The sequence below is a fragment of the Anaerovorax odorimutans genome, assembly GCF_024459955.1.
In the GTDB taxonomy this organism is placed as follows: domain Bacteria; phylum Bacillota; class Clostridia; order Peptostreptococcales; family Anaerovoracaceae; genus Hominibacterium; species Hominibacterium odorimutans_A.
Genome location: NZ_JANFXK010000001.1, coordinates 225,795 through 249,808, shown reverse-complemented (window position 1 = coordinate 249,808; position 24,014 = coordinate 225,795). Strand labels below are relative to the sequence as shown.

The 24,014-nt window shown below is 49.5% G+C and carries 20 protein-coding genes and 16 tRNA genes; 31 read left to right on the top strand and 5 right to left on the bottom strand.

The window, feature by feature from the left end:
• Positions 1–68 precede the first annotated feature (68 nt).
• Complete coding sequence (gene rnr, locus NE619_RS01160) at positions 69–1,997, top strand: ribonuclease R (protein ID WP_256130521.1); 1,929 nt, start codon at positions 69–71, stop codon at positions 1,995–1,997.
• A gap of 83 nt (positions 1,998–2,080) precedes the next feature.
• Here rnr and NE619_RS01155 read toward each other — a convergent pair whose 3' ends face one another.
• The 4 genes from NE619_RS01155 to trkA form a co-directional block, all read right to left on the bottom strand.
• The gene (locus NE619_RS01155) at positions 2,081–2,560 is read right to left on the bottom strand and encodes a CBS domain-containing protein (RefSeq protein ID WP_256130520.1); all 480 of its coding nucleotides are present in this window, start codon (positions 2,558–2,560) and stop codon (positions 2,081–2,083) included.
• A gap of 94 nt (positions 2,561–2,654) precedes the next feature.
• A complete protein-coding gene (locus NE619_RS01150; RefSeq protein ID WP_256130519.1) occupies positions 2,655–4,130 on the bottom strand; it encodes a TrkH family potassium uptake protein in 1,476 nt (491 codons plus the stop codon).
• Between the two features lie 18 nt (positions 4,131–4,148).
• Complete coding sequence (locus tag NE619_RS01145) at positions 4,149–5,612, bottom strand: TrkH family potassium uptake protein (protein ID WP_256130518.1); 1,464 nt, start codon at positions 5,610–5,612, stop codon at positions 4,149–4,151.
• Between the two features lie 14 nt (positions 5,613–5,626).
• Positions 5,627–6,997, bottom strand: a complete 1,371-nt coding sequence (trkA, locus tag NE619_RS01140) for a Trk system potassium transporter TrkA (RefSeq protein ID WP_256130517.1) — start codon at positions 6,995–6,997, stop codon at positions 5,627–5,629.
• A gap of 165 nt (positions 6,998–7,162) precedes the next feature.
• On the opposite strand from trkA, the gene NE619_RS01135 reads away from it, so the two are divergent.
• The 30 genes from NE619_RS01135 to NE619_RS00990 all read left to right on the top strand — a co-directional run bounded on the left by NE619_RS01135 (position 7,163) and on the right by NE619_RS00990 (position 22,776).
• Positions 7,163–7,762, top strand: coding sequence for an MBL fold metallo-hydrolase (locus NE619_RS01135; protein ID WP_256130516.1), 600 nt, complete (start codon positions 7,163–7,165; stop codon positions 7,760–7,762).
• Positions 7,759–8,583: a Cof-type HAD-IIB family hydrolase gene (locus NE619_RS01130; RefSeq protein WP_256130515.1), complete on the top strand. Its 825-nt coding sequence runs from the start codon at positions 7,759–7,761 to the stop codon at positions 8,581–8,583. The genes NE619_RS01135 and NE619_RS01130 overlap by 4 nt, the downstream gene beginning before the upstream one ends.
• Positions 8,584–9,123: 540 nt before the next feature.
• Positions 9,124–9,462 (top strand): YraN family protein, encoded by a 339-nt coding sequence (locus NE619_RS01125; RefSeq protein ID WP_256130514.1) that lies wholly within the window; start codon positions 9,124–9,126, stop codon positions 9,460–9,462.
• 16 nt (positions 9,463–9,478) lie between these two features.
• Positions 9,479–11,020 (top strand): YifB family Mg chelatase-like AAA ATPase, encoded by a 1,542-nt coding sequence (locus NE619_RS01120; RefSeq protein WP_256130513.1) that lies wholly within the window; start codon positions 9,479–9,481, stop codon positions 11,018–11,020.
• A complete protein-coding gene (dprA, locus tag NE619_RS01115; protein WP_256130512.1) occupies positions 11,010–11,900 on the top strand; it encodes a DNA-processing protein DprA in 891 nt (296 codons plus the stop codon). Before NE619_RS01120 ends, dprA begins: the two co-directional genes overlap by 11 nt.
• A 75-nt stretch (positions 11,901–11,975) precedes the next feature.
• Positions 11,976–14,051, top strand: coding sequence for a type I DNA topoisomerase (gene topA / locus NE619_RS01110; protein ID WP_256130511.1), 2,076 nt, complete (start codon positions 11,976–11,978; stop codon positions 14,049–14,051).
• A gap of 46 nt (positions 14,052–14,097) precedes the next feature.
• Complete coding sequence (hslV, locus tag NE619_RS01105; protein ID WP_256130510.1) at positions 14,098–14,637, top strand: ATP-dependent protease subunit HslV; 540 nt, start codon at positions 14,098–14,100, stop codon at positions 14,635–14,637.
• A gap of 9 nt (positions 14,638–14,646) precedes the next feature.
• Complete coding sequence (gene hslU, locus NE619_RS01100) at positions 14,647–16,095, top strand: ATP-dependent protease ATPase subunit HslU (protein WP_256130509.1); 1,449 nt, start codon at positions 14,647–14,649, stop codon at positions 16,093–16,095.
• Between the two features lie 224 nt (positions 16,096–16,319).
• On the top strand, positions 16,320–17,099 hold the full coding sequence (gene codY, locus NE619_RS01095) for a GTP-sensing pleiotropic transcriptional regulator CodY (RefSeq protein WP_148395453.1): 780 nt from the start codon (positions 16,320–16,322) through the stop codon (positions 17,097–17,099).
• Positions 17,100–17,165: 66 nt separating this feature from the next.
• Positions 17,166–17,837 carry a sporulation protein YunB gene (gene yunB, locus NE619_RS01090; protein WP_256130508.1) on the top strand — a complete coding sequence of 224 codons (672 nt, stop codon included), beginning with the start codon at positions 17,166–17,168 and terminating at the stop codon, positions 17,835–17,837.
• Positions 17,838–17,877: 40 nt separating this feature from the next.
• Positions 17,878–19,158: a GTPase HflX gene (gene hflX / locus NE619_RS01085; protein ID WP_256130507.1), complete on the top strand. Its 1,281-nt coding sequence runs from the start codon at positions 17,878–17,880 to the stop codon at positions 19,156–19,158.
• Positions 19,145–19,774 carry a YigZ family protein gene (locus NE619_RS01080; RefSeq protein ID WP_256130506.1) on the top strand — a complete coding sequence of 210 codons (630 nt, stop codon included), beginning with the start codon at positions 19,145–19,147 and terminating at the stop codon, positions 19,772–19,774. Before hflX ends, NE619_RS01080 begins: the two co-directional genes overlap by 14 nt.
• 65 nt (positions 19,775–19,839) lie before the next feature.
• A tRNA-Asn gene (locus tag NE619_RS01075) sits at positions 19,840–19,914 on the top strand.
• A 248-nt stretch (positions 19,915–20,162) separates the two neighbouring features.
• A tRNA-Val gene (locus NE619_RS01070) sits at positions 20,163–20,238 on the top strand.
• A gap of 49 nt (positions 20,239–20,287) precedes the next feature.
• Positions 20,288–20,364 (top strand) — tRNA-Asp (locus NE619_RS01065).
• A gap of 33 nt (positions 20,365–20,397) precedes the next feature.
• A tRNA-Thr gene (locus NE619_RS01060) sits at positions 20,398–20,472 on the top strand.
• A gap of 45 nt (positions 20,473–20,517) precedes the next feature.
• Positions 20,518–20,602, top strand: a tRNA-Tyr gene (locus tag NE619_RS01055).
• A gap of 22 nt (positions 20,603–20,624) precedes the next feature.
• Positions 20,625–20,699, top strand: a tRNA-Gly gene (locus tag NE619_RS01050).
• A 5-nt stretch (positions 20,700–20,704) separates the two neighbouring features.
• Positions 20,705–20,778: transfer RNA gene (locus NE619_RS01045), tRNA-Gly, on the top strand.
• A 5-nt stretch (positions 20,779–20,783) separates the two neighbouring features.
• Positions 20,784–20,860: transfer RNA gene (locus tag NE619_RS01040), tRNA-Arg, on the top strand.
• Between the two features lie 13 nt (positions 20,861–20,873).
• Positions 20,874–20,950, top strand: a tRNA-Gln gene (locus NE619_RS01035).
• A gap of 3 nt (positions 20,951–20,953) precedes the next feature.
• Positions 20,954–21,029 (top strand) — tRNA-Lys (locus tag NE619_RS01030).
• 44 nt (positions 21,030–21,073) lie between these two features.
• A tRNA-Ser gene (locus NE619_RS01025) sits at positions 21,074–21,162 on the top strand.
• 54 nt (positions 21,163–21,216) lie between these two features.
• Positions 21,217–21,308, top strand: a tRNA-Ser gene (locus NE619_RS01020).
• Positions 21,309–21,313: 5 nt separating this feature from the next.
• Positions 21,314–21,389: transfer RNA gene (locus NE619_RS01015), tRNA-Trp, on the top strand.
• 17 nt (positions 21,390–21,406) lie between these two features.
• Positions 21,407–21,483 (top strand) — tRNA-Pro (locus NE619_RS01010).
• A 36-nt stretch (positions 21,484–21,519) separates the two neighbouring features.
• A tRNA-Ile gene (locus NE619_RS01005) sits at positions 21,520–21,596 on the top strand.
• A gap of 19 nt (positions 21,597–21,615) precedes the next feature.
• Positions 21,616–21,691, top strand: a tRNA-Phe gene (locus NE619_RS01000).
• Positions 21,692–21,819: 128 nt separating this feature from the next.
• Positions 21,820–22,110 carry a hypothetical protein gene (locus tag NE619_RS00995; protein WP_256130505.1) on the top strand — a complete coding sequence of 97 codons (291 nt, stop codon included), beginning with the start codon at positions 21,820–21,822 and terminating at the stop codon, positions 22,108–22,110.
• A 75-nt stretch (positions 22,111–22,185) separates the two neighbouring features.
• Entirely contained in the window at positions 22,186–22,776 is a 591-nt protein-coding gene (locus tag NE619_RS00990; RefSeq protein WP_256130504.1) for a thymidine kinase, read from the top strand.
• A 221-nt stretch (positions 22,777–22,997) separates the two neighbouring features.
• On the opposite strand, the gene NE619_RS00985 is transcribed toward NE619_RS00990, so the two are convergent.
• On the bottom strand, positions 22,998–23,945 hold the full coding sequence (locus NE619_RS00985; protein ID WP_256130503.1) for a TIGR01212 family radical SAM protein: 948 nt from the start codon (positions 23,943–23,945) through the stop codon (positions 22,998–23,000).
• Between the last annotated feature and the right edge of the window lie 69 nt (positions 23,946–24,014).

Genomic DNA, 24,014 nt, shown 5'->3' with positions numbered 1-24,014 from the left:
ATGGCTCCTGCTCGTTTTATGGTGCGTTAACCGCCGTGATGTGTTAGAATGTACATATGAGAAAAAAGATGAAAAGACCTGAAAGGATAGGCACATTGTCAAAGCACAGAAAAGGCTTTGGCTTTGTTATAACAGAAGATGAAAACCCGGATATCTATATTTCCGCCCGCAGTATGGGAGGAGCTATGAACGGGGACAAGGTGCTGGTGGAGGTAATTCCCAAGACCTCCGGCAGTTCCGGAGAAGGAATAATTGTCAAGGTGCTGGAACGCAATACCAAGGAGATCGTGGGCACCTTTGAGAAAAGCAAGCGCTATGGTTTTGTCGCACCCGATGACCGCAGGATGGGTGAAGATATTTTCGTAAGGAAAAAAGATTTTCACGGTGCGCAGAGGGGCGACAAGGTCGTAGTTCAGATAAGCAGGTACCCGGATAAAGAAAACAGTGCCGAAGGCAAAATCGTAGAGATCATAAGCCGCCGGGGTCAGGCGGGAGGCGATATCAAGGCTCTGATGAGGGCCTGCGGTCTCAGAGAGACCTTCCCCAGCCGCGTCAACGCGGAGGCAAAAGCTGTTAGCAAAGGCGGCGTGACGGACCGGGAACTGGCAGGACGAAGGGATCTGAGGCAAAAGACCATCATTACCATAGACGGAGCCGACTCAAAGGACTTCGATGACGCCATATCCGTTGAAATGCTTCCGGGAGGCAATTACCTTCTGGGCGTGCATATTGCCGACGTGACCCACTATGTCAAAGAAGACGGCTACCTGGATCAGGAAGCCCTGAAAAGAGGAAACAGCGTTTACCTGATCGACCAGGTGGTGCCCATGCTCCCCAAAAAACTTTCTAACGGCATATGCAGTCTGAATCCCGATGTGGACAGGCTGACTCTGTCCGTGGATATGGAAGTGACTCCCCAGGGAGAAGTGGTGGACCACGATATCTACGAAAGCGTGATTCATTCCAAGGCCAGAATGGTCTATTCAGAGGTGTCCGATATGCTAGAAAAAAACGATCTGGCGCTGATGAAAAAGCACAGGGCGGTCTTTGAGGACATCCTCATCATGGATAAGCTGGCCAAGATCCTCCGCAAAAAGCGGGAGGAGAGGGGCAGCCTGGACTTTGATTTCGATGAGGCATACATTACCCTGGATGCTTCGGGTATCCCTGTAAGCGTTGACATTGCTGAACGCAGGACAGCCAACAAGCTGGTGGAAGAGTTTATGCTTTTGGCAAACCAGACGGTAGCGGAGCATTTTTACTGGATGGAAGTGCCCTTTGTCTATCGTGTCCATGAGTCCCCCTCGCCGGAAAAAATGGAGGAATTCCGCACTTTCCTGAGAGGCTTCGGCATTCGGATGAAAGGCGATGTCGATTCGGTGCATCCGAAAACCCTCAACGGCATACTGGAAAAAGTGTCGGGAAAGAATTACGAAAACGTGGTCAATACGGTGATGCTCCGCTCCATGCAAAAGGCTTTTTACGGGACGGACTGCGGCGGCCATTTTGGGCTGGCGCTTAAATACTACTGCCATTTCACATCGCCGATCCGAAGATATCCGGATCTGATTATTCACCGGATTATCAAGGCCTGCCTCCACGGAGAGCTGGACAGCGGGACCGTGAAAAACTTCAAGAAAAAAACCCGCGAAGCGGCGGAAATCGCATCTGCCACCGAGCGCCAGGCCATTGACCTGGAACGGCAGGTTGAAAAAATGAAGAAAGCGGAATATATATCCTATCACATCGGTGAATCCTTTGACGGCATCATCAGCGGCGTGACCACATACGGGATCTATGTACAGCTGGAAAATACCATAGAAGGTATGATCAGGCTCGATTCGCTTAAGGATGATTACTATATTTACGAACCGGAAAAGTATCGGGTTGTAGGGGAACGAAGACACAAGATCTATATGCTGGGCGGAAAGGTCCGCATTACTGTGGATTCGGTCAGCATTGAGAACCGGGAGATCAATTTCGTAATTGAGGAATAGCAGGCGCCGCCGGACGAAGCACGGAACCTGCCGGGTGTATGAAAACCGGCAGGCACGTCCCCGGCCTTTATCCCTTGGGAGGCCTATAGATGCGCGGGAGGCGCAATCGCGCAGATTGAAGAAAGTGCGTCCCCTGCTTCGTCGATAAAGACGGTTTTTCTTGCGATATCGGCCATGGACAGCATTCCCACCAGCTTGCCGTTCTGCGTTACCGGCAGTCTGCGGACCTGATATTTGGACAGCAGCAGAGCCGCATGGTGGGTATTCATATCGGGAGTCGCGCAGACAATGTTTGTGGACATCACATCGCATGCTTTTAATTCGCTTTCCCTGGAGCTGGAGTTTTCCGGCTTTTTTTTCTGCCCGGAACGATCCCCTATTTCCCGGGCCATGGCCCGCAGAACGAGATCGCGGTCCGTTACCACGCCCAGAACCTCCCCCTTATCATTGCAGACCGGAATCAGGCCCACGTCCTCCTGCTTCATCTGTTTGGCGATCTGCCTGAGAGAAGCGTCCTCCTTCACGCAGCTTATCCCCGTGCTCATCAAATCCTTTACCAGCATAAAATTTTCCCCCTGCTTCTTGATTATTCAGCTCCTTTCATAAAAAAGAGCACCCTGTTGTTAGGGTGCCCATAAATTTCCTGTTCATGCGGTTTTAACGGTCTCTTCCCCAGAAGTTTCTTGTGAAGAGGATTACGATGGTAAAGAGCTCCAGCCTTCCTACGATCATCAAAAGGCTCAGATACAGCTTGAGCCCGCCTCCGAACATGGAGTAGTTCCCCAGAGCGCCCACCTGTCCGAAAGCCATTCCCGTATTGGAGAGCATGGCGGCGGAGGTGGTGATCGTTGTTTCCAAATCCAGATTCTGCAGAGAGAGAATCAGGCAGGAGAAGAGAAACAGTCCCATATACATAAGGATGAACACTGTGATGGCAGAAACCACCGGAGCAGGCACAGCCTTCCCGCGCAGCTTTACCGCCACGACGGAACGGGGGTGAATCCGTTTATAAAAGCCGCGCCCGATCAGTTTGAGCAGGACCACGATACGAATCACTTTGATGGAACCGCAGGTGGAAGCCGCGCAGCCGCCGATGAACATCAGGGTAAATAGGATCATCTGGCACAGCACCGGCCAGAGGGTGTAGTCGGCGCTGGAATATCCGGAGGTGGTAGCCACGCTGATAACCTGGAAGAACGAATCGCGCAGCGCCTTGCCGAAACTGGGGGCGTTTCCCAGAAAATACAGCCCCAGCGTGCAGAGCAGAACCGCTCCGATGAGAATCCGAAGAAAGGCCCGCAGCTCGATGTCCTTTAAGACATACTTCCATTGTCTTTTTATGGCATAGTGATAGAGCACAAAGTTGACGGAAGCCAGGATCGTAAATACGCTGATGACGATTTCCACATAAACGCTGTTGTAATAGGCGATCCCGTTGGGATGAGCCACAAGTCCTCCTGTGCTGATGCTGCCCATAGTGTTGATAAGTGCGTCAAAAGGTGACATAGAGGGACTGAGAGCCAGCATGACAAATTCAATTACCGTAAAGGAAAAGTACATCAGGTAGAGAATTTTTGCCGAATCGCTCATCCGCACCGCCATTTTCTCCAGAACAGGCCCCGGCGCCTCGGCTCTGGCAATCATCTGTCCGTTGATTCCCAGTGTGGGAAGGATGGAAATGACGAATACCAGGATACCCATTCCTCCCAGCCAGTGAGAAATGGCCTTCCACATGAGCAGGGAATTGGGCATGATTCCGGCGCCGATGGACGTGCAGCCGGTGGTGGTAAATCCGGCGGTGGATTCAAAAAATCCGTCGATAAAGCTATTGGTGTAATCCGAAAGATAGTAGGGCAGCGTGCCGAACAGAGAAGCGATGATCCAGCACAGAGCGACCACCAGATAGCCTTCTCTGGCACGGAACTTTGCTTTAACCGGCCGGATGAGCAGAACGGTCAGTCCTCCGGCGGCGATGGTAACGGCGGAAGAAATCAGCAGCGCCTTAAAGCTGGACGGCTCTTTATAGATATGAGCGCAGAAAAGAGCCGGGAGCATGGAAATCCCAACGATCAGGGTGATGACTCCTAAGATCTTCACGATTGCTTGATAATTCAATGATGTGTTAAATGACATGGTTCTTCTCCCTTGCGGTTAGTGGTCCTGATTCCAGAATTTCGGCGTCAGCAGAATAAAGAGCGTGAAAAGCTCGAGTCTGCCGGCCAGCATTAAAAAGGATAAAAGCACTTTCGCCGGGCCCGCGTAAATGCTGAAATTGGCCGTAGGCCCTACCAGCTCAAAGCCGGGACCGATATTGCCCAGGCAGGTAATCACAGAAGTAAAGCTGGTGACCAGATTGAAATTGTTTAATGAAATCAGGATCGTAGAGATGAATATGACCACGATATATAAAAACGCGTGGTTAGCGATAGCCGTGACCGTATCGGCCGGCACGGTGCTCCCGTTCAGTTTTACGTTGACTATGGCGCTGGGATGCAGCCGGGTGGCGATGCCCCGCCGAATCAGCTTCAGCAGGATCAGAACACGGATTACCTTTACGCCGCCTCCGGTGGACGATGAGCAGCCGCCGATGAACATCAGCAGCATCAGCAGCATCTTGCTGAAAGTGGGCCAGAGGTCAAAGTCCGTGGTGGCAAAGCCGGTTGTCGTCAGTATCGACGCGGTCTGGAAAGCGGAGTAACGCACAGCCTGTCCAATACTTTCATAATAATTGGAAAGGAGCAGATTCAGGCTGATTAAAGCCGTTACCGAAGCGGTAATGAACAGATAAAACCGGAATTCGGCGTCCTTGAACAGGGTACGGATACCTCTGCGCAAAGACATATAGTAAAGGTTGAAGTTGGCTCCCGAGAGAACCATAAAGACCGTAATGACAATATCCACATAGGCGCTGTTAAAGTGCGCCACACTGTCGCCGTAATTGGAATAACCGCCGGTCCCCACAGAGCCGAAGGTGTGAATCAGCGCATCGTAAAGGCTCAATCCGCCCAGGCAGAGCAGAACCGTTTCCACAACTGTGAAGATGATGTAAACGGCATAGAGAACCTTGGCGGTGTCGGACATTTTCGGCGTAATTTTATCTAAAGTGGGACCGGGAGCTTCCGATACGGCGATATTCTGGCCGTTGATTCCCAGGGAAGGCATCAGCGCGATGGCAAAGATCAGAATTCCCATGCCGCCGATCCAGTGGGTGAAGGAACGCCAGAAAAGAATGCTCTTGGGAAGCGCTTCCACATCGGAAAGGATCGATGCTCCGGTGGTGGAAAAGCCCGAGCAGGTTTCAAAGAAGGCATCGATAAAGCTGGGGATGCTCTGTGAAATTACAAAAGGAACGGCTCCGATCAGCGCGGAAACGATCCAGCATAAAGTAACGATGAGAAATCCGTCTCTGACTTTCAGTATGGCAGTGGACCGATGGCCGAAACGAATGAGGATGAACCCGCAGACTCCAGCGATCAAAATAGTTGACAAAAACGCCAAAAGAGCAGGCATTTCGCTATAAATGCCTGCTACCGCAAGTGATGGTATCATGGAAGCGCCGATCACCAAAAGCACCAGTCCGATGATTCGGCATACTGCACGTAAACTTAAATTCATTGTCTGCCCTACCCTTACTTCCTCAGGAACGAGAATTTCCCGCTTACCCGCAGCAGTTTTTCCAGGTTCGGAAGCTCTGTCAGCAGGCTGAAAATAATAACGCGGTCATCTTCTTCGATGACTGTGTCTCCGTCAGGGATGATGACGCTGAGACCGCGGTGTATGGCTGCTACGATTACGCCCTTCGGCAGGTTCAGCTCCCGCAGCGGCGTATCGACCATCCGCATGTGGTCGGAGGCTACGATTTCCATGATCTCAGCTTGTCCCTGAATCAGGACGGAGGAGATCACCCGTTTGGAGCCCTGCACAAAGCGAAGGATCGTACTGGCAGTGATATCCAGCGGATTAAGCGCCATGTCGATACCCATGCTCTCGATCAGGTCGGAATAGCTTTCTCTGCTGATCTTGGCGATAACGTCTTCAATGCCGTGACGCTTCGCCATGAGCGCCAGCAGCAGATTTTCTTCATCATAGCCGGTGGCCGTGACAAAGGCATCCATCTCATCGAGGTTTTCTTCCTCAAGGAGATCCAGATCTGTCGCGTCGCCGTGAAGAACCATGACGTCTTCCAGGTGAGTGGAAAGATAGTGGCAGCGATTTTTATCCATTTCAATGATTTTTACCGCAGCGCCGAACTCGGACAGTTTTCCGGCCAGATAATATCCGGTTTTTCCGCCGCCTACGATCATTACCTTCTGCAAGTCGGTGTATTTTCCCTTTTCATGGACCTGCGCGTTCAGCTCCATGATAGGGGTCCGTTCTCCGATTACGTAAAGTCCGTCTTCCGGGTGGATGACCGTATCCCCGTGGGGGATAATCACTTTTCCGTTTCTGGAAATGGCCGCCACCAGCATATCGGCCAGAACCGAATTGACCTCCTGCATGGACAGGCCGATGAGCTGCGGCATCTTTTCGGAATTGAATTCCAGAAGAGAAACTTTTCCGCTGGAAAAGATTCCGTTGCTCAATGTATATTTTTCCACCAGGTATTTATAAATTTCCACAGTAATGGAAAGGTCCGGATTGACAATGCTGTCGATCCCCATAGTTTCCTTAATGAAGCCCAGCTGCCCCATATGCTCCGGGTCGCGCACTCTGGCGATGACCTTTGAGCAGCCTAACTTTTTTGCGAAGGCGGATATGACGATATTAGTCTCATCGCTTTCCGTTACGGCGATCAGATAATCGTACGTGGAAATACCCAGGTTCTTTAATATCTTTGTTTCTTTGGCGTTGGCATTTACAGTCATAACATCCAGATGAGAACTCAGTTTCTGTAAAACGGATTCATCCTGATCGATGACGGTCACAGAATGATCTCCCCCAAGGAGAGCTTCCGTGACCTTCAGACCCAGCTTCCCCGCGCCAACTATTGCAATCTTCATTTTCTACCTCCAATATGAATAACACAACCATTTTACCACTAATTTGCGGTTTGGCAACAGGTATTTGAGAGGAAGTGCAAAAAGAGCAGGAAAAGCTGTTTTTTTGGACGAATTTCTATATTTGTGGTAGAATAATTCATAAGTATAAAAAGGATGGTTGAGAATATGAAAATCAAACGTTTTATCGGAGGTGTTCTGGAAAGCAACGGCTATGTGATCTATCAGAACGAAGGCGGCAGCTGCTTTGTGATCGATCCCGGCTACAACTCGGACCGATTTGTTCAATATATTCAAAAAATGGATCTGAAACCGGAAGGAATTCTTCTCACGCACCACCATTACGACCATACGGGCGCGGTGAAAAAACTGAAAAATGAATTTGACTGCCCGGTCTTTCTGCATCGGGAGGATATGGACATCTATAAGGAGGCCGTGGAGCACCCGCTGGAAGACGGCGAGGCAATCATGCTGGAGGACGAAGAGCTGAGAGTGATCCATACGCCGGGCCACACCCGGGGCAGCGTATGCTTTTATTCGGAAAAAAGCAAGACGGTATTCACCGGAGACACGATCTTCAACGTGGATCTTGGAAGGACGGATCTGGAAGACGGTTGTCAGGAAGATATGGTCCGTTCCTGCAGGGACATCATTGACAAGTGGAGCAATGAGATCTACATTTATCCCGGACATGGAGACGGGTGCAATATGAAGAAAGTACGCAGACTGAACAAGGAGTTTCTGGACATAGTGGGGGAAGAATCATGACTATAAAATTAATCGCTTTGGACCTGGACGGAACAACGCTCAACAACGACAGAATCATCAGCAGGGCCAACCGCTCAGCCCTTGAAGAGGCCATCGACCGGGGCGTCAACGTGGTGATCGCCACCGGCAGAACCTATAGCGCGCTGCCGGAAGACGTCTTTCAGATCAGAGGAATCCAGTACGTGCTTACTTCCAACGGAGCGGTGATTACGGATCTGAGGACCAAAGAGTCCATCTATGAGAACTGCATCGCGCCGGAGGCTGTGGAAAAGGCAGTAGCTTTGCTGAAGCAGTATAATTTTATGATTGAAGCCTTTACAGGAGGAGGCGCGTATATTGAAAAATCCTTCTATGACCATATTAAGGAGACGCGTCTCAGTTTCCGCCATGTGGACTACGTGCTGACGACGAGGCAGCCCATTGAAGGACTGTATGATTTCATTCTGGAACACAAAGATCATATTGAGAATATCAATGTCAACTTTGACGATCAGGCCGACCGGTCTATGATGCGGGAAGTTCTTTCGGGTCTGGAAGACACCACCCTGACCACTTCCTTCGATCATAACCTTGAAATCGGCGGCGCGACCACCAGTAAAGCGGCGGCTCTGCGGGAGCTGGAGCATATTCTGGAGGTAAAGCCGGAGGAAATGATGGCCATTGGGGACAGTCCCAACGATATGGCTATGATGCGGCTTGCCGGTATGCCGGTGGCTGTTGGCAATGCCAAGGATGAGGTGAAATCCATTGCCAAATACGTAACCGCGACCAACCACGAGGACGGAGTAGCTCAGGCAGTGCGGAAATTTGTCCTGGCGTAGAATGGGGTGGGGTGATTTACCCATATTCCTTCTTTTTAAGGAGAAAATGGAGAGTTTTACAATGGTTCCCGGAGCCGGTTTTTGAAAAATGAATTGGCTAGAGAGAAAAGCTTTAAAACAGTCCTTTCAAAGCCACAACTTTTATCCATAAAGAGGACTTTTCGACCGGATATGGAGAAAAAATTGGATTCACGTCTCCGGGATCGTGTCTAAACCTAAAGGGGCTGTCGCATTAAGTAAGAAAGACGGATGCGACAGCCCGTTTTTTATAATATAGGAAATATCGAATGCGTGGCATTTCCTATATTTCAAAAAAATCTACAATATGAAAATGAGCGCTATGCGTGAATAACTCACCGAAGGTGATTTTTTTATAATACAGGAAATATCAACAAAGTCTACCACTGAACAGAATCGGTGAGGAGACATTGTTTTATCCGTGTATGTAATTTATTGTAAAAAATGTAATAAAATTCTTGACTTTTGCCGATTAATATTATACCATAAATACAAAATATGGAAATGAAAAGGGGATAAACGATGAATAACCGACAATTGGGGCGTCTGGGGGAAGACGCAGCGGCGCAGTTCCTGGGAGGCAAGGGATATCGAATCCTCTGCAGGAACTTCACCTGCAGAGCAGGAGAAATTGATATTGTGGCATCAAAGGGGGCCGTGCTGCATTTTATAGAAGTAAAGACACGGCAGGGAGATCTTTTCGGCACTCCGGCGGAAAGCATCGATCAGCGGAAAAAAGGCCATATCCGAATGGCAGCTAAGATTTATCTTTCCACCCGGCCGAAAGGCTTTTGGCAGCCCCGCCAGTTTCAGTTCGACGCAGTGGAGATACAGATTAATCATATTGAAGATATTTTTTAAAAGGGGGATGAACGGCATGATGTCAAAGATTTTTACTGCCTCTCTTTTAGGAATGGAGGCGGACCTGGTAACCGTAGAGACGGATATTCAGCCGGGGCTTCCGGCGATGAACCTGGTGGGACTGGCGGATACGACGATCAAAGAAGCAAAAGAACGGATCCGGGCGGCGATTCTCAACTCAGACTATCCGTTTCCAAAGCATAGAATTACCGTTAATCTGTCGCCTGCGGGCAGGCCAAAGGAGGGCAGCCACTTCGATCTGCCCATCGCCGTAGGGATTCTGCTGCTGGGCAGCGAACGGACTGCGCGGCAGGAAAAGACGGCTTTCATCGGCGAACTGGCATTGGATGGAAAAGTCAAACATATCCGGGGCGCACTGCCTCTGGCCATGGGTCTCCGGGAAAGGGGTATCCGCCGGCTGGTTCTCCCCTATGAGAACCTTGAAGAAGTAGCACTGCTCCGGGACCTGGAACTCTATCCGGTCCGCAGTTTGCGGGAGAGCATTGAGTGGTGCCTTGGACGAAGAGAACAATCCGCATATAAAAGGAAGAAAAAAGTTAAAAGGAAAATAATGGATCAAACAATAGATTTTTGCGACGTAGTCAGCCAGGAGAATGCCAAGCGGGCGATTACTGTGGCGGCGGCCGGCAATCATGGAATTTTGCTCATGGGCAGCCCGGGCAGCGGAAAAACGATGCTTGCCAAACGTATCCCGGCGATCATGCCGGAAATGAGCTATACGGAGCAGTTGGAGGCTACTCGGATTTACAGTGCCGCCGGGCTCCTGAGTCAGGCCTGTCCGTATATCGGGGAAAGGCCCTTTCGCATGCCGCACCATACAATTTCCCGGGCAGCGCTTATCGGAGGGGGAAACAGGCCCAGACCGGGGGAAATCTCTCTGGCCCATAACGGGATTCTCTTTCTGGATGAATTCGGAGAATTCGATCCGCAGGTGACAGAGCTTTTGCGGCAGCCTCTGGAGGATGGCCAGGTGACGATCAATCGCGCCTGGGGCAGCGTGACTTTTCCATGCAGAATGATGCTGGTCGCTGCGGCGAATCCATGCAAATGCGGGTATCTGGGAGATGACAGACATACCTGCACCTGCTCGGAAAATCAGCTGAGCCGTTATTTGTCCAGATTTTCAGGGCCGGTACTGGAACGCATCGATCTGCATATTAAGGTGCCTGCCGTTCCTGCGCAAAAACTGGAGAAAAAGACCACCGCGCTTTCCACGGCAGAGATGAAAGCACAGGTGCGGCAAGCGGCAATGCTGCAGAAGGAGCGATATAAAGGTACGGATATTTGTTTCAACGGACAGCTTACTCAGCGGCAGATACAGAGCTACTGTCCCGTTACGGCGTCGGCAAACCGGTTCTTGAAGGAAGCCTATGAAAAACTGGCTCTGAGTATGCGTACATATTACAAAATTATTAAGGTTGCCCGAACGATCGCCGACCTTCATGGAACCGACACAATTGATGCGTACCATATAGCAGAAGCACTCCAATACCGGGCATTGGACAGATTTTACAGGAGGCCGGGCAATGGAAATTAAAGAAGTGCGCCTTGATGATTCCGATTATCCCCGGCTGCTGAAAGAAATAAAGGATCCTCCCAATCCTCTCTATTATGCGGGGGATCTGAAACTGGCCAGTGAGCGCTGCGCAGCGGTAGTCGGGTCCCGAACAGCGACGGAGTACGGCTGCTGGGCTGCCAGACGACTAGGGGCGCGTCTGGCGGAAAGCGGAGTCGTCGTAGTCAGCGGAATGGCAAAAGGCATCGATGCCTGTGCCCATGAGGGCGCTCTGGAGAGCGGCAGAAGTGAAGAGGTTTCCCATAGTGAGGTCGGAAGCGGAAGGACCATTGCGGTCCTGGGATGCGGCATCGACGTCTGCTACCCCGCTTCCAACCGCAGGCTGTGGAAGGAGATCGCCCGAAAGGGACTGCTGCTTTCCGAATATCCCGAAGGGACCGAGCCGGCCAGATATCGTTTCCCCCGGAGAAACCGTATTATCAGCGGTCTGGCGGAGGCGGTGGTCGTGGTACAGGCCAAAGAACGCAGCGGAGCGCTGATTACAGCTGAGCTGGCGGCCGATCAGGGGAGAAACGTATATGCTATCCCGGGCAATATCAACAGCGCCTACAATCTGGGCAGCAACAAGCTGCTCCGCGACGGGGCGATGCCGCTGGTGGTGATGGAGGATATTCTCGATGATATGGGGCTGGCGTCCTCCCATTTACAAAAAATACGAAAAGATTTAGGAAAAGATGAAATGACCCTGATTTCCCTCTTAGAAAAAAACGGCGAAATGACGGCAGACCAGTTGTGTGCGGCAACAGGACAGCCGCCCTTTCAGATCAGCGGAATTGTGACAATTCTGGAGATGAAAGGAGTAATTTACACATCTTTGGGAAAAATTTTTATTGCAAAATAAAAAAAAGGCGATATAATAAGCTTTTAGAACCAATAGGCAAGAAATATTCCTGCTGCCGGCAGGAAAAGATTATAGATGGGGAGGATTTTTATGGCTGCCGCCAAGAAAAATTTGGTGATCGTAGAGTCACCGTCAAAAGCAAAGACCATTGGGAAGTTCCTGGGGAGCAAATATAAAGTGATTGCTTCCGTAGGACATGTACGGGATCTGCCCAAAAGCAAACTGGGAATCGACCTTGAAAACGATTTTGAACCGCAGTATATCGCGATTCGCGGCAAGGGCGACATCATTAAGGAACTGAAAAAAGAGGCGAAAAACGCCGCAAAAGTATATCTGGCAACTGACCCGGACCGTGAGGGAGAAGCCATTTCCTGGCATCTGGCGTATCTTTTGGGTATTGACCAGAGCAAGCCATGCAGAATCGTATTCAATGAAATTACGAAGAAAGCCGTGCAGAATGCGATAAAAAGCCCGCGGCCGATTGACCTGAAGCTGGTGGATGCTCAGCAGGCAAGAAGGGTGCTGGACCGGCTGGTAGGCTATCAGATCAGCCCGCTTCTGTGGAGAAAGGTAAGACGGGGTCTGTCCGCGGGAAGAGTTCAGTCCGCCGCCCTGAAAATTATCTGTGACCGGGAAAACGAGATTAAGGCGTTCGTGCCCAAAGAATACTGGAACATTACCGCAGAACTGAAAAAAGGAAAGAAATTTACGGCAAAGCTTACGGAATATAAAGGTAAGAAACTCACCGTAGAAAATAAAGAACAGGCTGACGAGATTGTCAAAGCGCTGAAGGCAGGGGAATACACAGTAAAGAAAGTGGAGGAGAAGGAACGCTCCCGCAGACCCTATGCTCCCTTCACAACCAGCAGCCTGCAGCAGGAAGCTTCCACAAAGCTGGGATTTTACACGAAAAAAACCATGCTCATTGCTCAGCAGCTTTATGAGGGTATTGAAATCAAAGGACACGGTACGGTAGGTCTGGTATCTTATATCCGAACAGACTCCGTCCGCATTTCCGACGAAGCAAAGGCCGCTGCCAAAGAATACATCACTGAAAAGCTGGGCGCTCAGTATTATCAGAACAATGTCTATTCCAATAAGAAAAAGGATGTGCAGGATGCTCACGAAGCCATCCGTCCCAGCTATATCGAGCTGGAGCCTGATGAGATAAAAGAATCTCTCAGCAAAGATCAATATAATCTATACAAGCTGATCTGGTCAAGATTTATGGCCAGTCAGATGTCTCCTGCCAAATTTATGGGCGTTTCCGCAGCGATTGAGAACAATGACTATATCTTCAAAGCCACCGGCTCTAAGCTGATCTTCGATGGCTTTTTAAAGGTATATTCTCCGGGAAAAGATGATGACAGCGACAAACTGCTTCCGCATCTGGAAAAGGGCGAAAAGCTGGAGCTGGCGGAGCTTTTATCCGAACAGAACTTTACTCAGCCGCCGGCAAGATTTACAGAGGCCAGCCTTGTTAAGGACCTGGAGGAAAAGGATATCGGCAGACCGAGTACTTACGCGCCGATCATCGCGACGATTATTGACCGGAAATATGTGACCAGAGAAAAGAAAACGCTGACCCCCACTGAGCTGGGCTTTATTGTCACCCAGATGATGGAAGACTATTTTAAGGAAATCGTAGACACCGGGTTTACGGCTGACATGGAAGACAAGCTGGACGCAGTGGAAGTAAAGGACGTGGAGTGGAAGGATATCATCCGCGATTATTACGGTACTCTGGAAAAGGAGCTGGAAGTCGCGGACAAAGAAATAAAGAAGGTCGAATTTGAAGTGGAGCTTACCGGAGAAATGTGCGAGAAATGCGGTAAACCGATGGCCATCAAGCATGGACGTTTCGGCGAATTCGCAGCCTGTACCGGTTATCCGGAATGTAAAAACACAAAGCCGATCGTTAAATCCACCGATGTCAAATGCCCGAAATGCGGTAAGGACATCGTGGCCCGAAAGAGCAAGACAGGACGGGTGTTCTACGGATGCAGCGGTTATCCGGAATGTCAGCAGTCTTACTGGAATAAGCCGATCGACAGGAAATGCCCGAAATGCGGGGCGCTTCTTGTAGAGAAGAAAACTAAGACCAGCAAATACGCGTGCTCCAACAGCGAGTGCGATTATAAAGAAGAATAAATAGTTCAGTAACCTAAAGCAAGGTGAAACATGAGGAGGTATGAATATGGTACAGTTCCACGCGACGACGATCGTTGCAGTAAGAAGAGGTCCTGACGATGTCTGCATAGGAGGCGACGGTCAGGTGACAATGGGTGAAACTGCCATTATGAAAAATGGCGCTAAGAAAGTAAAGAAAATCTATCGCAATTCCGTTCTCACGGGGTTCGCGGGATCTGTGGCGGACGCGTTTTCGCTGACTGAAAAATTTGAAAGCAAGCTGGATGAACACGGCGGCAATCTTAAGCGGGCGGCGGTAGCGCTGGCTCAGCTGTGGCGCTCCGATAAAGCGATGAGAAGCCTGGAGGCCCTGATGATCGTAGCGGATCATGAAAGTCTGCTGGTGGTTTCCGGAAACGGAGAGGTAATCGAGCCGGATCAGGACTTTATCGCCATCGGTTCGGGCGGAAACTATGCCTACGCAGCGGCAAAAGCATTGTATAACAATACGGATATGACCGCAGAGGAAATTGTAAAGGAGGCCCTCAATATCGCCTCTTCCATCTGCGTTTATACCAATGACAACATATCTGTAGAAAAACTATAGGAGGAGATTATGGCAAACAAACTATACCAAATGACCCCCAAAGAAATCGTGGGGGAATTGGACAAATATATCATCGGGCAGGACGAGGCCAAGAAATCCGTGTCAATCGCCCTCAGAAACAGGTACAGGAGAAGTCTGCTTTCAGAGGAGATGCAGGAAGAGATTACACCAAAGAACATCCTTATGATGGGCCCTACCGGAGTAGGTAAGACGGAAATCGCAAGGCGGCTGGCAAAACTGATGGACGCTCCTTTTGTAAAGGTAGAAGCCACTAAGTTTACGGAGGTCGGATATGTAGGACGGGACGTGGACTCCATGATCCGGGATCTGGTGGAAGCTTCCATTCGCATTACAAAACAGAGCCAGCTGGATGAGAAATACGCCATTGCCGATGAAATCGTGGAAGAACGTATTATTGAAGCGATCATTCCAGGAAAGAAAAAAACAGGCAGTGAGCAGAACACAAGCCGAAATCCCTTTGACTTCCTGCTGGGCGGCGGAGGCTATCAGAGTCAGAAGCAGCAGTATGAACAACAGCAGCAGGATCAGAATAAGCAGAGCCCTGAAGAAAAGCAGGATGTGGAGCTGGCCAGAGAACAGGTAAGGCAGCAGCTGAGACAGGGACTTTTGGAGGAACAGTTTATTGAGATTCAGGTGACGGATACACCGAAGAGCAATACGCTGGATCTCAACGGCGAAGGCATGGGAATCGCCATAGGCAATATTTTCGGCGATATGATGCCTCAGAAGAAAAAGAATAAGAAAGTACGGGTCAAGGATGCCAGAAAGATTCTGAGGGAAGAGGAAGCTCAGAATCTGATCGACATGGACCAGGTTATCGAGGATGCGCTTCATAACGCGGAGCAGAACGGAATCATCTTCATTGATGAGATTGATAAGATCGCTTCCGGCTCCGGTTACCGTTCGTCAGGCGCTGACGTATCCAGAGAAGGCGTACAGAGAGATATTCTTCCTATTGTAGAGGGCAGCGTTGTCAATACAAAGCACGGCCCCGTAAAGACGGATCACATCCTCTTTATCGGCGCGGGAGCATTCCATACGGCAAAGCCTACGGATCTGATTCCCGAACTGCAGGGCCGTTTCCCGATCCGTGTTGAGCTGGAAAATCTGGACCGCGAGACATTCCTCAAGATCCTGACGATTCCTGAAAACGCGCTTTTAAAACAGCATAAGGCGCTTCTGGAGACAGAAGGCGTGGAGATCGAATTCACCGACAGCGCCATCGAAGAAATCGCTACAATGGCATTTTTGATGAATGAACAGACCGAAAATATCGGTGCCAGAAGGCTTCATACCATTCTGGAAAAGCTTTTGGAGGATATTTCTTTCAATATTCCGGATATGGATGAGGACAAATTTGTAATCGATGAAGAATATGTAAAAGAGAAATTCATGGAAAAAATCCATCCAGAAGATATTGATCGGTTCATCTTGTAAGGTTTATAGGGTGTTTGAGCAAACCTTCTATAAAATACGCAAAGTAGTAAAAAAAGGAACTGCTCAAAGAACAAGTTTGTTTTAATTTTCTCGTTCTAAAAAACTTTTTAGAAAACTCAAAAAATGAGTTGTCATATTTGAGAAAACCATATATAATACCTTATATCAACAAGACGACTGGAAATTTTGTACAACACAGTGTTGTAGAAGGAGAGACATCATATATGGAAAATCAAATTTTAGCAAAAGTAAGAAAGTTGAACTGGGTCCTCCAGGAAAGCGTTGCAGGCGCGTTTTCGTTTAAAGAACTCTGCGCTATCCTGAGCGACCTGATGGATGCCAATGTTTACATTGTCAATCGAAAGGGAAAAGTCATCGGCGTAAACTATAAAATCCGTTCCGACAGTTCTACAATCGCGGACCCGGAGACTGGCTCCGAAAAATTCCCGATTGAATATAATGAAGCATTGCTGAAAGTAACGACCACCCAGGCCAACCTGACTGCCGAGGAGGCGCTGAAGATCTTCAAGTACGATTATGATACTTCGGACAAGCTCCATACAGTCATTCCGATTCTGGGAGGCGGCCAGAGATGGGGTACTCTCATCGTGACCAGATACGCACCGGAATTCAGCGATGAGGACCTGGTGCTGGGCGAATACGGCGCTACGGTAGTAGGCCTTGAGATTCAGAGGAGAAAAGCGCTGGAAGAGGAAGAAGAGTCCAGACAGCGGGCTGTTGTTCAGATGGCTATCGGTACTCTGTCCTATTCCGAAATCGAAGCGGTACAGCAGATATTCTCCGAACTCAATGGAAACGAAGGTCTTCTGGTTGCCAGCAAGATCGCCGACCGTTCCGGGATTACCAGATCGGTTATTGTTAATGCGCTGAGAAAACTGGAGAGCGCCGGCGTAATTGAATCCCGTTCCCTGGGAATGAAAGGTACTCACATCAAGATCGTTAATTCCAAATTTAACGAAGAGCTGGAGAATCTCAATATTTAATTAAAAGAAATAAGCACGAAGCATCTCTGCCGAGCATAGACTGATATAGTCGGCGGAGGTGTTATTATGAGAAGAAAAAGAAGACAGAGAGAAAGACGGTCTATTGTACTGCCTTTGTCTCTGTTTTTAATTTTTGCAGCGATCCTTTGCTCCGCCAGCTATTTCCTCAAAACGACGATAGAGCCCAATCTGGAAGAGATCGGTAAAATGAGGGCCAAAACGCTGGTAACCAGAATGGTCAATAAGGCTATTAACGACCAGTTTCACGAGGAAACCGATACGGAAAACCTGATTATCCGCAAGACCAACGATAAGGGCGAGACAGAAATGATCCAGGCGGATACCAAAGCCATGAATCTGCTGATTACAGAAATATCGAAGGAATTACAGGCCGAATACCGGCGAATGGAGGAAGATAAGATCGACGTGCCTCTGGGAGCCGTCCTGGGAAGCCAGATTTTATCCGAGCACGGCCCAAAGATCGATGTTAAGGTAATTCCCCTAAGCGTGTCCGGAATCGACTTTAAAACGGAATTTGAGACCAAGGGGATCAACCAGACGAAATACAAGGTGTACATAATCCTCAAAAGCCAGGTCAAGGTTCTGGCTCCGCTGTCATCGTCCACCTTCGATATGTCCAGTACGGTTCTCATCGCGGAAGCGGTTATTCTGGGAAGCGTTCCCAACAGCTATGTTCAGGTACCAAAGGAGAATATTTTGGATGTAACCGAAGAGTAAAGGGTGGCATAAAGCCAGGCGGGTGTGGTAAGATATAGGCATGGTTAGATTTAATGAAAACAATGAGATAATAAAAGACGAGGATTATCGGGCCATTCTGGTCGGCCTGCAGATGGGCAAAGATATATCCTATTCCATGGAAGAGCTGGCCGGCCTGGCTCAGGCGGCGGGGGTAACTGTGCTGGGACAGATGGTCCAGAGCCTGGAAAAACCCAACTCCGCCACACTGATCGGAAAGGGAAAGGTGGAAGAACTGGCTGACATGTGCGCCAACATGGAAGCGGATACGGTCATTTTCAATGATGAACTTTCCGGCATGCAGCTGCGAAATCTGGAAGAAGGGCTGGCGGTGCGAGTGATCGACCGTACAATTCTGATTCTGGATATCTTTGCGTCCAGAGCCACTTCCCGGGAAGGAAAACTTCAAGTGGAGCTGGCGCAGCTCCAGTATCGGCTGCCGAGGCTGACCGGTTTCGGCAAATCCCTGTCCAGACTGGGCGGAGGAATCGGAACCAGAGGGCCGGGCGAGAAGAAACTCGAGACCGACCGCAGGCATGTTTCCGGAAGAATGGACGATATAAAAAAAGAGCTGACCCGCATAAAAAATACCAGAAGCGTGCAGCGGACGCAGCGGGAAAAAGCGGAGATCCCGGTAGTGGCTCTCGTGGGCTATACAAACTCAGGAAAATCAGCGCTTATGAACCGCCTGCTGACTATGTCCGAAAAGGAGGACAAGTCCGTAACGGAGCAGGATATGCTTTTCGCTACCCTGGATACGCAGCAGCGCAGCATCCGCCTGGACAATAACTGCGAGTTCATTCTCATCGATACGGTGGGATTTGTCAGCAAACTGCCTCATTCCCTTGTGGATGCCTTCAAGGCCACCCTGGAAGAGGTGACTTACGCGGATCTGCTGCTTCACGTGGTAGACGCGTCTTATGAAAATTATGACTTTCATATTGAGGTGACGGACCGGGTTATCGATGAGATCGGGGCCGGCGGAAAAGAAAAAGTCATGGTATACAATAAGATTGATTTGATTCAGGAGCCTCCGGTGGATGCGACGGGCCATGACAGTGTGCTGATTTCTGCAAAGTATGGGCAGCACATAGATGAGCTGTTGTCAAAAATAAGAGAGAAGCTTTTCTCCTCGCGGGTGCGCGCCAAACTTCTGATCCCCTATGATCGCGGAGATATTTCCTCCTATTTGTGTGAAAAATCTACGGTGTATTCTATGGACTACGGAGAAAACGGGACGCTCTTTGACGCGGAATTGTCGCAGACGGATTATAACAGGTTGAAGAAATATGATACAGTATAAAACACCAGCAAAAGAAGCTCATGCTGAACAAATTATAGAAAGATCCAGGTTTATCGCCCATGTAAAGCCGGTGGAAAGCAGAGAAGAAGCAGAAGCGTTTATCGCATCGATAAAGAGCTCTCATAAGACGGCTACTCACAATGTTCCGGCTCTGGTGGTGGGCGATCAATTCCAGCTGCAGTGGGCCAGCGACGACGGAGAGCCTCAGGGAACTTCCGGAGCGCCCATCGTGCAGATGCTGGTCAAAGAGGGCATTACCAATGTGGCTGTCGTGGTGACCCGTTATTTTGGCGGCATCAAACTGGGCACAGGCGGACTGGTAAGAGCCTATACCGGCAGCGCTAAAATGGGTCTTGAGGCGGCAGGAATATGCCGGGTCAGGGAAATGTCAATTCTGCGGTTCAAGACGGACTATTCCTTTCTCAGCAAAATCCAAAACCTGTCGCAGGATGGAAATTTTTCAATTGAGGATATAATTTACGAAGAAATGGTTACGCTAAAAGTGGCGACAGAAATGGACAAAGCGGAAGAAATCAAAGAACTTTTCGGCAATCTCACGGCGGGAACCGCGTCTCTCATTTCTGAGACTACGGAACTCGTAAAAATTGCTTTATAAATTTCCAAAAATTGCGTTGACACGCACCTTTAGCTGTGCTACTATATAAAAGCTCTCAGGATTGTTCCAAGGTAGCTCAATGGTGGAGCAACCGGCTGTTAACCGGTAGGCTGTGGGTTCGAGCCCCACCCTTGGAGCCAACTTTAAAAATGCGAGCAAAAAGGGCGAGAACCCGAGAGGGCATAAATCTCCGGTGGAGATTTATGCGCGGAGCAGTGCTTATGCACGGCGGAGCGGATTCAGCTTGCGCGCAAGCGTGAGCCCCACCCTTGGAGCCAACTTTAAAACCTGCGAGAAATGACAAAAAAGATTAAAAAAGTTCTTGACAAGTTAGAGAAAATGCTGTATATTTAATAAATGTGTCGAGTAGATAAAAACACTTACTTATGGGCGCTTAGCTCAGCTGGGAGAGCACCTGCCTTACAAGCAGGGGGTCATAGGTTCGAGCCCTATAGCGCCCACCATAACAGTTGACGTTTGGCTGAAAAAGCGGACGTGTTATCTAGGATATGCGGTCCGGTAGTTCAGTTGGTTAGAATGCCAGCCTGTCACGCTGGAGGTCGACGGTTCGAGCCCGTTCCGGATCGCCAATTTTTATCAGACTGATACAGACAGCGATGTTTGCTGGCGTGGCTCAACGGTAGAGCAGCTGATTTGTAATCAGCAGGTTGGGGGTTCGATTCCCTCCGCCAGCTCCAGTATAATGTTTAACGGTCGCATGTGTGAACGTGCGGCAACTATATCGAGGGTTTCCCGAGTGGCCAAAGGGGGCGGACTGTAAATCCGTTAGCTGAGCTTTCGGTGGTTCGAATCCACCACCCTCGACCAATTTAATTAATATGTTTAGTGTGCGGAAGTGGCTCAGGGGTAGAGCATCGCCTTGCCAAGGCGAGGGTCGCGAGTTCGAATCTCGTCTTCCGCTCCATTTATGCGGATGTAGTTCAATGGTAGAACCTCAGCCTTCCAAGCTGATGGCGTGAGTTCGATTCTCATCATCCGCTCCATTTTTGGGCTCATAGCTCAGTTGGATAGAGCAACGGCCTTCTAAGCCGTGTGTCCGGGGTTCGAATCCCTGTGGGCTCGCCATTTTTTTCAAGATTGGGGTATAGCCAAGCCGGTTAAGGCAACGGACTTTGACTCCGTCATTCGTAGGTTCGAGTCCTGCTACCCCAGCCATACGACCCATTAGCTCAGTCGGCAGAGCACTTGACTTTTAATCAAGGTGTCCGGAGTTCGAATCTCCGATGGGTCACCAACTTTTTAAGGGTATGGTGTAGCAGAACAAAGACTTACAAGTGAGGAGAGGTGTCCGAGTGGTTTAAGGAGCTGGTCTTGAAAACCAGTGACTCCGAAAGGGGCCGTGGGTTCGAATCCCACCCTCTCCGCCATAAGGATTCTGAGGATACTCGCAGAATAATAGGACGGAAAAATAATTTTAGCCTGGAGAAGTACTCAAGAGGCTGAAGAGGACGGTTTGCTAAATCGTTAGGGTTCGTTAAGGGCCGCATGGGTTCGAATCCCATCTTCTCCGCCATTTATAGGGGTATAGCTCAGTTGGTAGAGCAGTGGTCTCCAAAACCACGTGCCGTGGGTTCAAATCCTACTGCCCCTGCCATATCACAATCCTACTTTCGGGGTGTAGCGCAGTTTGGTAGCGCAACTGGTTTGGGACCAGTGGGCCGCGGGTTCAAATCCTGCCACCCCGACCAAAAATAGGAAGACTGTGACGGAAGACCGCGTAAAATGGGCCATTAGCTCAGTTGGTCAGAGCATCCGGCTCATAACCGGCAGGTCCGGGGTTCAAGTCCCTGATGGCCCACCATCATATGAATAAGAATTATGCCCAGATAGCTCAGTAGGTAGAGCAGAGGACTGAAAATCCTCGTGTCCTTGGTTCAATTCCGAGTCTGGGCACCATTTTTTAAAAGGTAATCTTTTGCTGACTTTATGTCCGAAGGGTTACTTTTTTTCTTGTTCAAAACCGGATGAATGGATGTTTTCATAAAATGACATACTAAGAAAAAAGCAGAAAAGGAGACGAAAAAATGAAAGCAACAAAAAGCGGTATTTTGGTGTCAGTGCTGTTGGCGCTGCTGATCGTTGTTTCGATGGTCATGAATATTCAAAATGGCAAAGTTTTTGAGATTGGGCACAACCCTGCTCCAAGTATTGAGGAATGGAAATTTTTCGGATGGTGGGCGGTTTCCTTTGCGAGCGCGCTTCTTCTGTTCGGCGCCTCGAGGGTGATGTTTTCTCACTGCAGAAAAGCTTTCTCGACAGTGGCCTGTCTGGTCCTTATCCTGGTGCTGGGCGTGCTGGCGCTGCTGATTTTTTAGCGCCGTTTGCGGTTGCTTTTCCCTTGGCGATACGATACAATGGACAGGCAGATAAAAGGGAAGAGGTGAACGTAATTGGCGCAGCTTTATTACAGGTATAGTACAATGAATGCGGGAAAATCGGCGGAGATCATCCGTATTGCCCATAACTATGAGGAGCGGAGCAAACGGGTGCTGACGTTAACTCCCAGTGTGGATGACCGCTACGGACTGGGTGTGATTACATCCAGAATCGGCATCCAGCGGGACGCCCTGGTGGTTAACGAAAGTACCAACATCCTGGAGCTTTTCATGATGGAAAACATGAAAGAGGAAATCGCATGTGTACTGATCGATGAAGCGCAGTTTTTAAAAAAGCATCATGTGGAAGAACTGGTTGAAATTGTGGACAGCTGTGATGTGCCGGTGCTGGCTTACGGACTGAAAAACGATTTTCGCAATGAGCTTTTTGAAGGGTCTTATTATTTGCTGGTTTACGCCGATAAGATTGAAGAGATTAAAACGATCTGCTGGTGCGGCAGAAAGGCTACCATGGTAGCCCGAATCGTAGACGGAAAGCTGGTGAAGACTGGGGAACAGATTGTAATCGGGGGCAATGACATGTACGTTTCCCTGTGCAGAAAGCATTATAACGATGGCCGGATCGGGCCGAAGATCAAAAAATAAATATCATAGAAAAAGAAGGCAGCTGCATTGGATGAAATTTAACGCAGCTGCCTTTTTAATAAATCGAAGAACCAGCATCGTAATTCTGCTGTCCCGGGAAGCAGGGTGAAGAGATAATGTCGCCTGATCCTGCTCGTATAACTACACCCAGGTCTGAGCTTCTGACCCGCATCCAAACAAATGGCAGCGTTCAGGTTTTAGCAACTAATCCCCCCGCCAAATCACTGAGAGTCTGACTCTGCCAGCCGCCCCTGCCAGGTCTTGCGGTCGCGCAAAGCCTTGTGGATGCCGTTGAGGATGGTTCTTTTTTTGTAACTCCACTCCGGCGCGATCAAAGTCGGACGGGGAGCATCCCCGGACAGTCGGTGAATGGTGATTTCCGGCGGAATAATTTCCAGAGCGGAGATTACCAGATCGATGTACTCCTCGATAGATTGGAAGGAAACGTAATTGGGATACAGCTTTTCCATCTGGGAACCGCGGACCAGGTTGAGCATATGAAGCTTGATGCCGAAGATTCTCTGGGGAACGTGGTCCGGTGAAGTTTGGCCGGACAGATCACGGCAGACATAGCGGACGGAATCCAGCATCTGCTTTTTTGATTCCCCGGGAAGGCCGAAGATTAAATGGGTTACTACCCGAATCCCCCGGGAGCTTAATTGGGACACTGCATGGTCGTAAACGGACAGAGGATAACAGCGATTAATCAGCGAGGCTGTTTCCTCATGGATCGTCTGCAGTCCCAATTCCACCCACAAAAATGTTTTGCGGTTAAATTCGGAAAGAAGGTCCAGGACCTCGTCGGACAGGCAGTCGGGCCGGGTGGCGATAGCCAGACCGACGACACCGGGATATTCCAGTGCCTGGGAATATTTGCGGCGTAGCTCGGAGGCCGGCGCATAAGTATTGGTGTGGCTTTGAAAGTAAGCGAGATATTTCGCATTGGGCCACTTATCCGACAGAAGATGAATCTGAGAGGGAATATCGCTGGCCAAATCTCCCGAACCCGCTGCCGAACAGAATATGCAGCCGCCGGTCCCCTTGGTGCCGTCCCTGTTGGGACAGGTAAATCCGCCGTCTATGGAAAGCTTTACGATCTTGCAGCCCATCCGCTCTTTCAGATGAGCGCCAATGGCGTTGAAAGTGTAACTCGTTGAAATCTCTGACATTTTATCCCTTTCTGCTCATAGAAAAAACACATTTTTTTAAGTCCTGAATATTTCCAGAACAATATTTAT

What these genes read in the sequence shown, in the direction of transcription:
- rnr (WP_256130521.1), top strand. Translation starts at nt 69, where the DNA reads ATGAAAAGACCTGAAAGGATAGGCACATTGTCAAAGCACAGAAAAGGC.
- NE619_RS01155 (WP_256130520.1), bottom strand. Translation starts at nt 2,560, where the DNA reads ATGCTGGTAAAGGATTTGATGAGCACGGGGATAAGCTGCGTGAAGGAG.
- NE619_RS01150 (WP_256130519.1), bottom strand. Translation starts at nt 4,130, where the DNA reads ATGTCATTTAACACATCATTGAATTATCAAGCAATCGTGAAGATCTTA.
- NE619_RS01145 (WP_256130518.1), bottom strand. Translation starts at nt 5,612, where the DNA reads ATGAATTTAAGTTTACGTGCAGTATGCCGAATCATCGGACTGGTGCTT.
- trkA (WP_256130517.1), bottom strand. Translation starts at nt 6,997, where the DNA reads ATGAAGATTGCAATAGTTGGCGCGGGGAAGCTGGGTCTGAAGGTCACG.
- NE619_RS01135 (WP_256130516.1), top strand. Translation starts at nt 7,163, where the DNA reads ATGAAAATCAAACGTTTTATCGGAGGTGTTCTGGAAAGCAACGGCTAT.
- NE619_RS01130 (WP_256130515.1), top strand. Translation starts at nt 7,759, where the DNA reads ATGACTATAAAATTAATCGCTTTGGACCTGGACGGAACAACGCTCAAC.
- NE619_RS01125 (WP_256130514.1), top strand. Translation starts at nt 9,124, where the DNA reads ATGAATAACCGACAATTGGGGCGTCTGGGGGAAGACGCAGCGGCGCAG.
- NE619_RS01120 (WP_256130513.1), top strand. Translation starts at nt 9,479, where the DNA reads ATGATGTCAAAGATTTTTACTGCCTCTCTTTTAGGAATGGAGGCGGAC.
- dprA (WP_256130512.1), top strand. Translation starts at nt 11,010, where the DNA reads ATGGAAATTAAAGAAGTGCGCCTTGATGATTCCGATTATCCCCGGCTG.
- topA (WP_256130511.1), top strand. Translation starts at nt 11,976, where the DNA reads ATGGGGAGGATTTTTATGGCTGCCGCCAAGAAAAATTTGGTGATCGTA.
- hslV (WP_256130510.1), top strand. Translation starts at nt 14,098, where the DNA reads ATGGTACAGTTCCACGCGACGACGATCGTTGCAGTAAGAAGAGGTCCT.
- hslU (WP_256130509.1), top strand. Translation starts at nt 14,647, where the DNA reads ATGGCAAACAAACTATACCAAATGACCCCCAAAGAAATCGTGGGGGAA.
- codY (WP_148395453.1), top strand. Translation starts at nt 16,320, where the DNA reads ATGGAAAATCAAATTTTAGCAAAAGTAAGAAAGTTGAACTGGGTCCTC.
- yunB (WP_256130508.1), top strand. Translation starts at nt 17,166, where the DNA reads ATGAGAAGAAAAAGAAGACAGAGAGAAAGACGGTCTATTGTACTGCCT.
- hflX (WP_256130507.1), top strand. Translation starts at nt 17,878, where the DNA reads ATGGTTAGATTTAATGAAAACAATGAGATAATAAAAGACGAGGATTAT.
- NE619_RS01080 (WP_256130506.1), top strand. Translation starts at nt 19,145, where the DNA reads ATGATACAGTATAAAACACCAGCAAAAGAAGCTCATGCTGAACAAATT.
- NE619_RS00995 (WP_256130505.1), top strand. Translation starts at nt 21,820, where the DNA reads ATGAAAGCAACAAAAAGCGGTATTTTGGTGTCAGTGCTGTTGGCGCTG.
- NE619_RS00985 (WP_256130503.1), bottom strand. Translation starts at nt 23,945, where the DNA reads ATGTCAGAGATTTCAACGAGTTACACTTTCAACGCCATTGGCGCTCAT.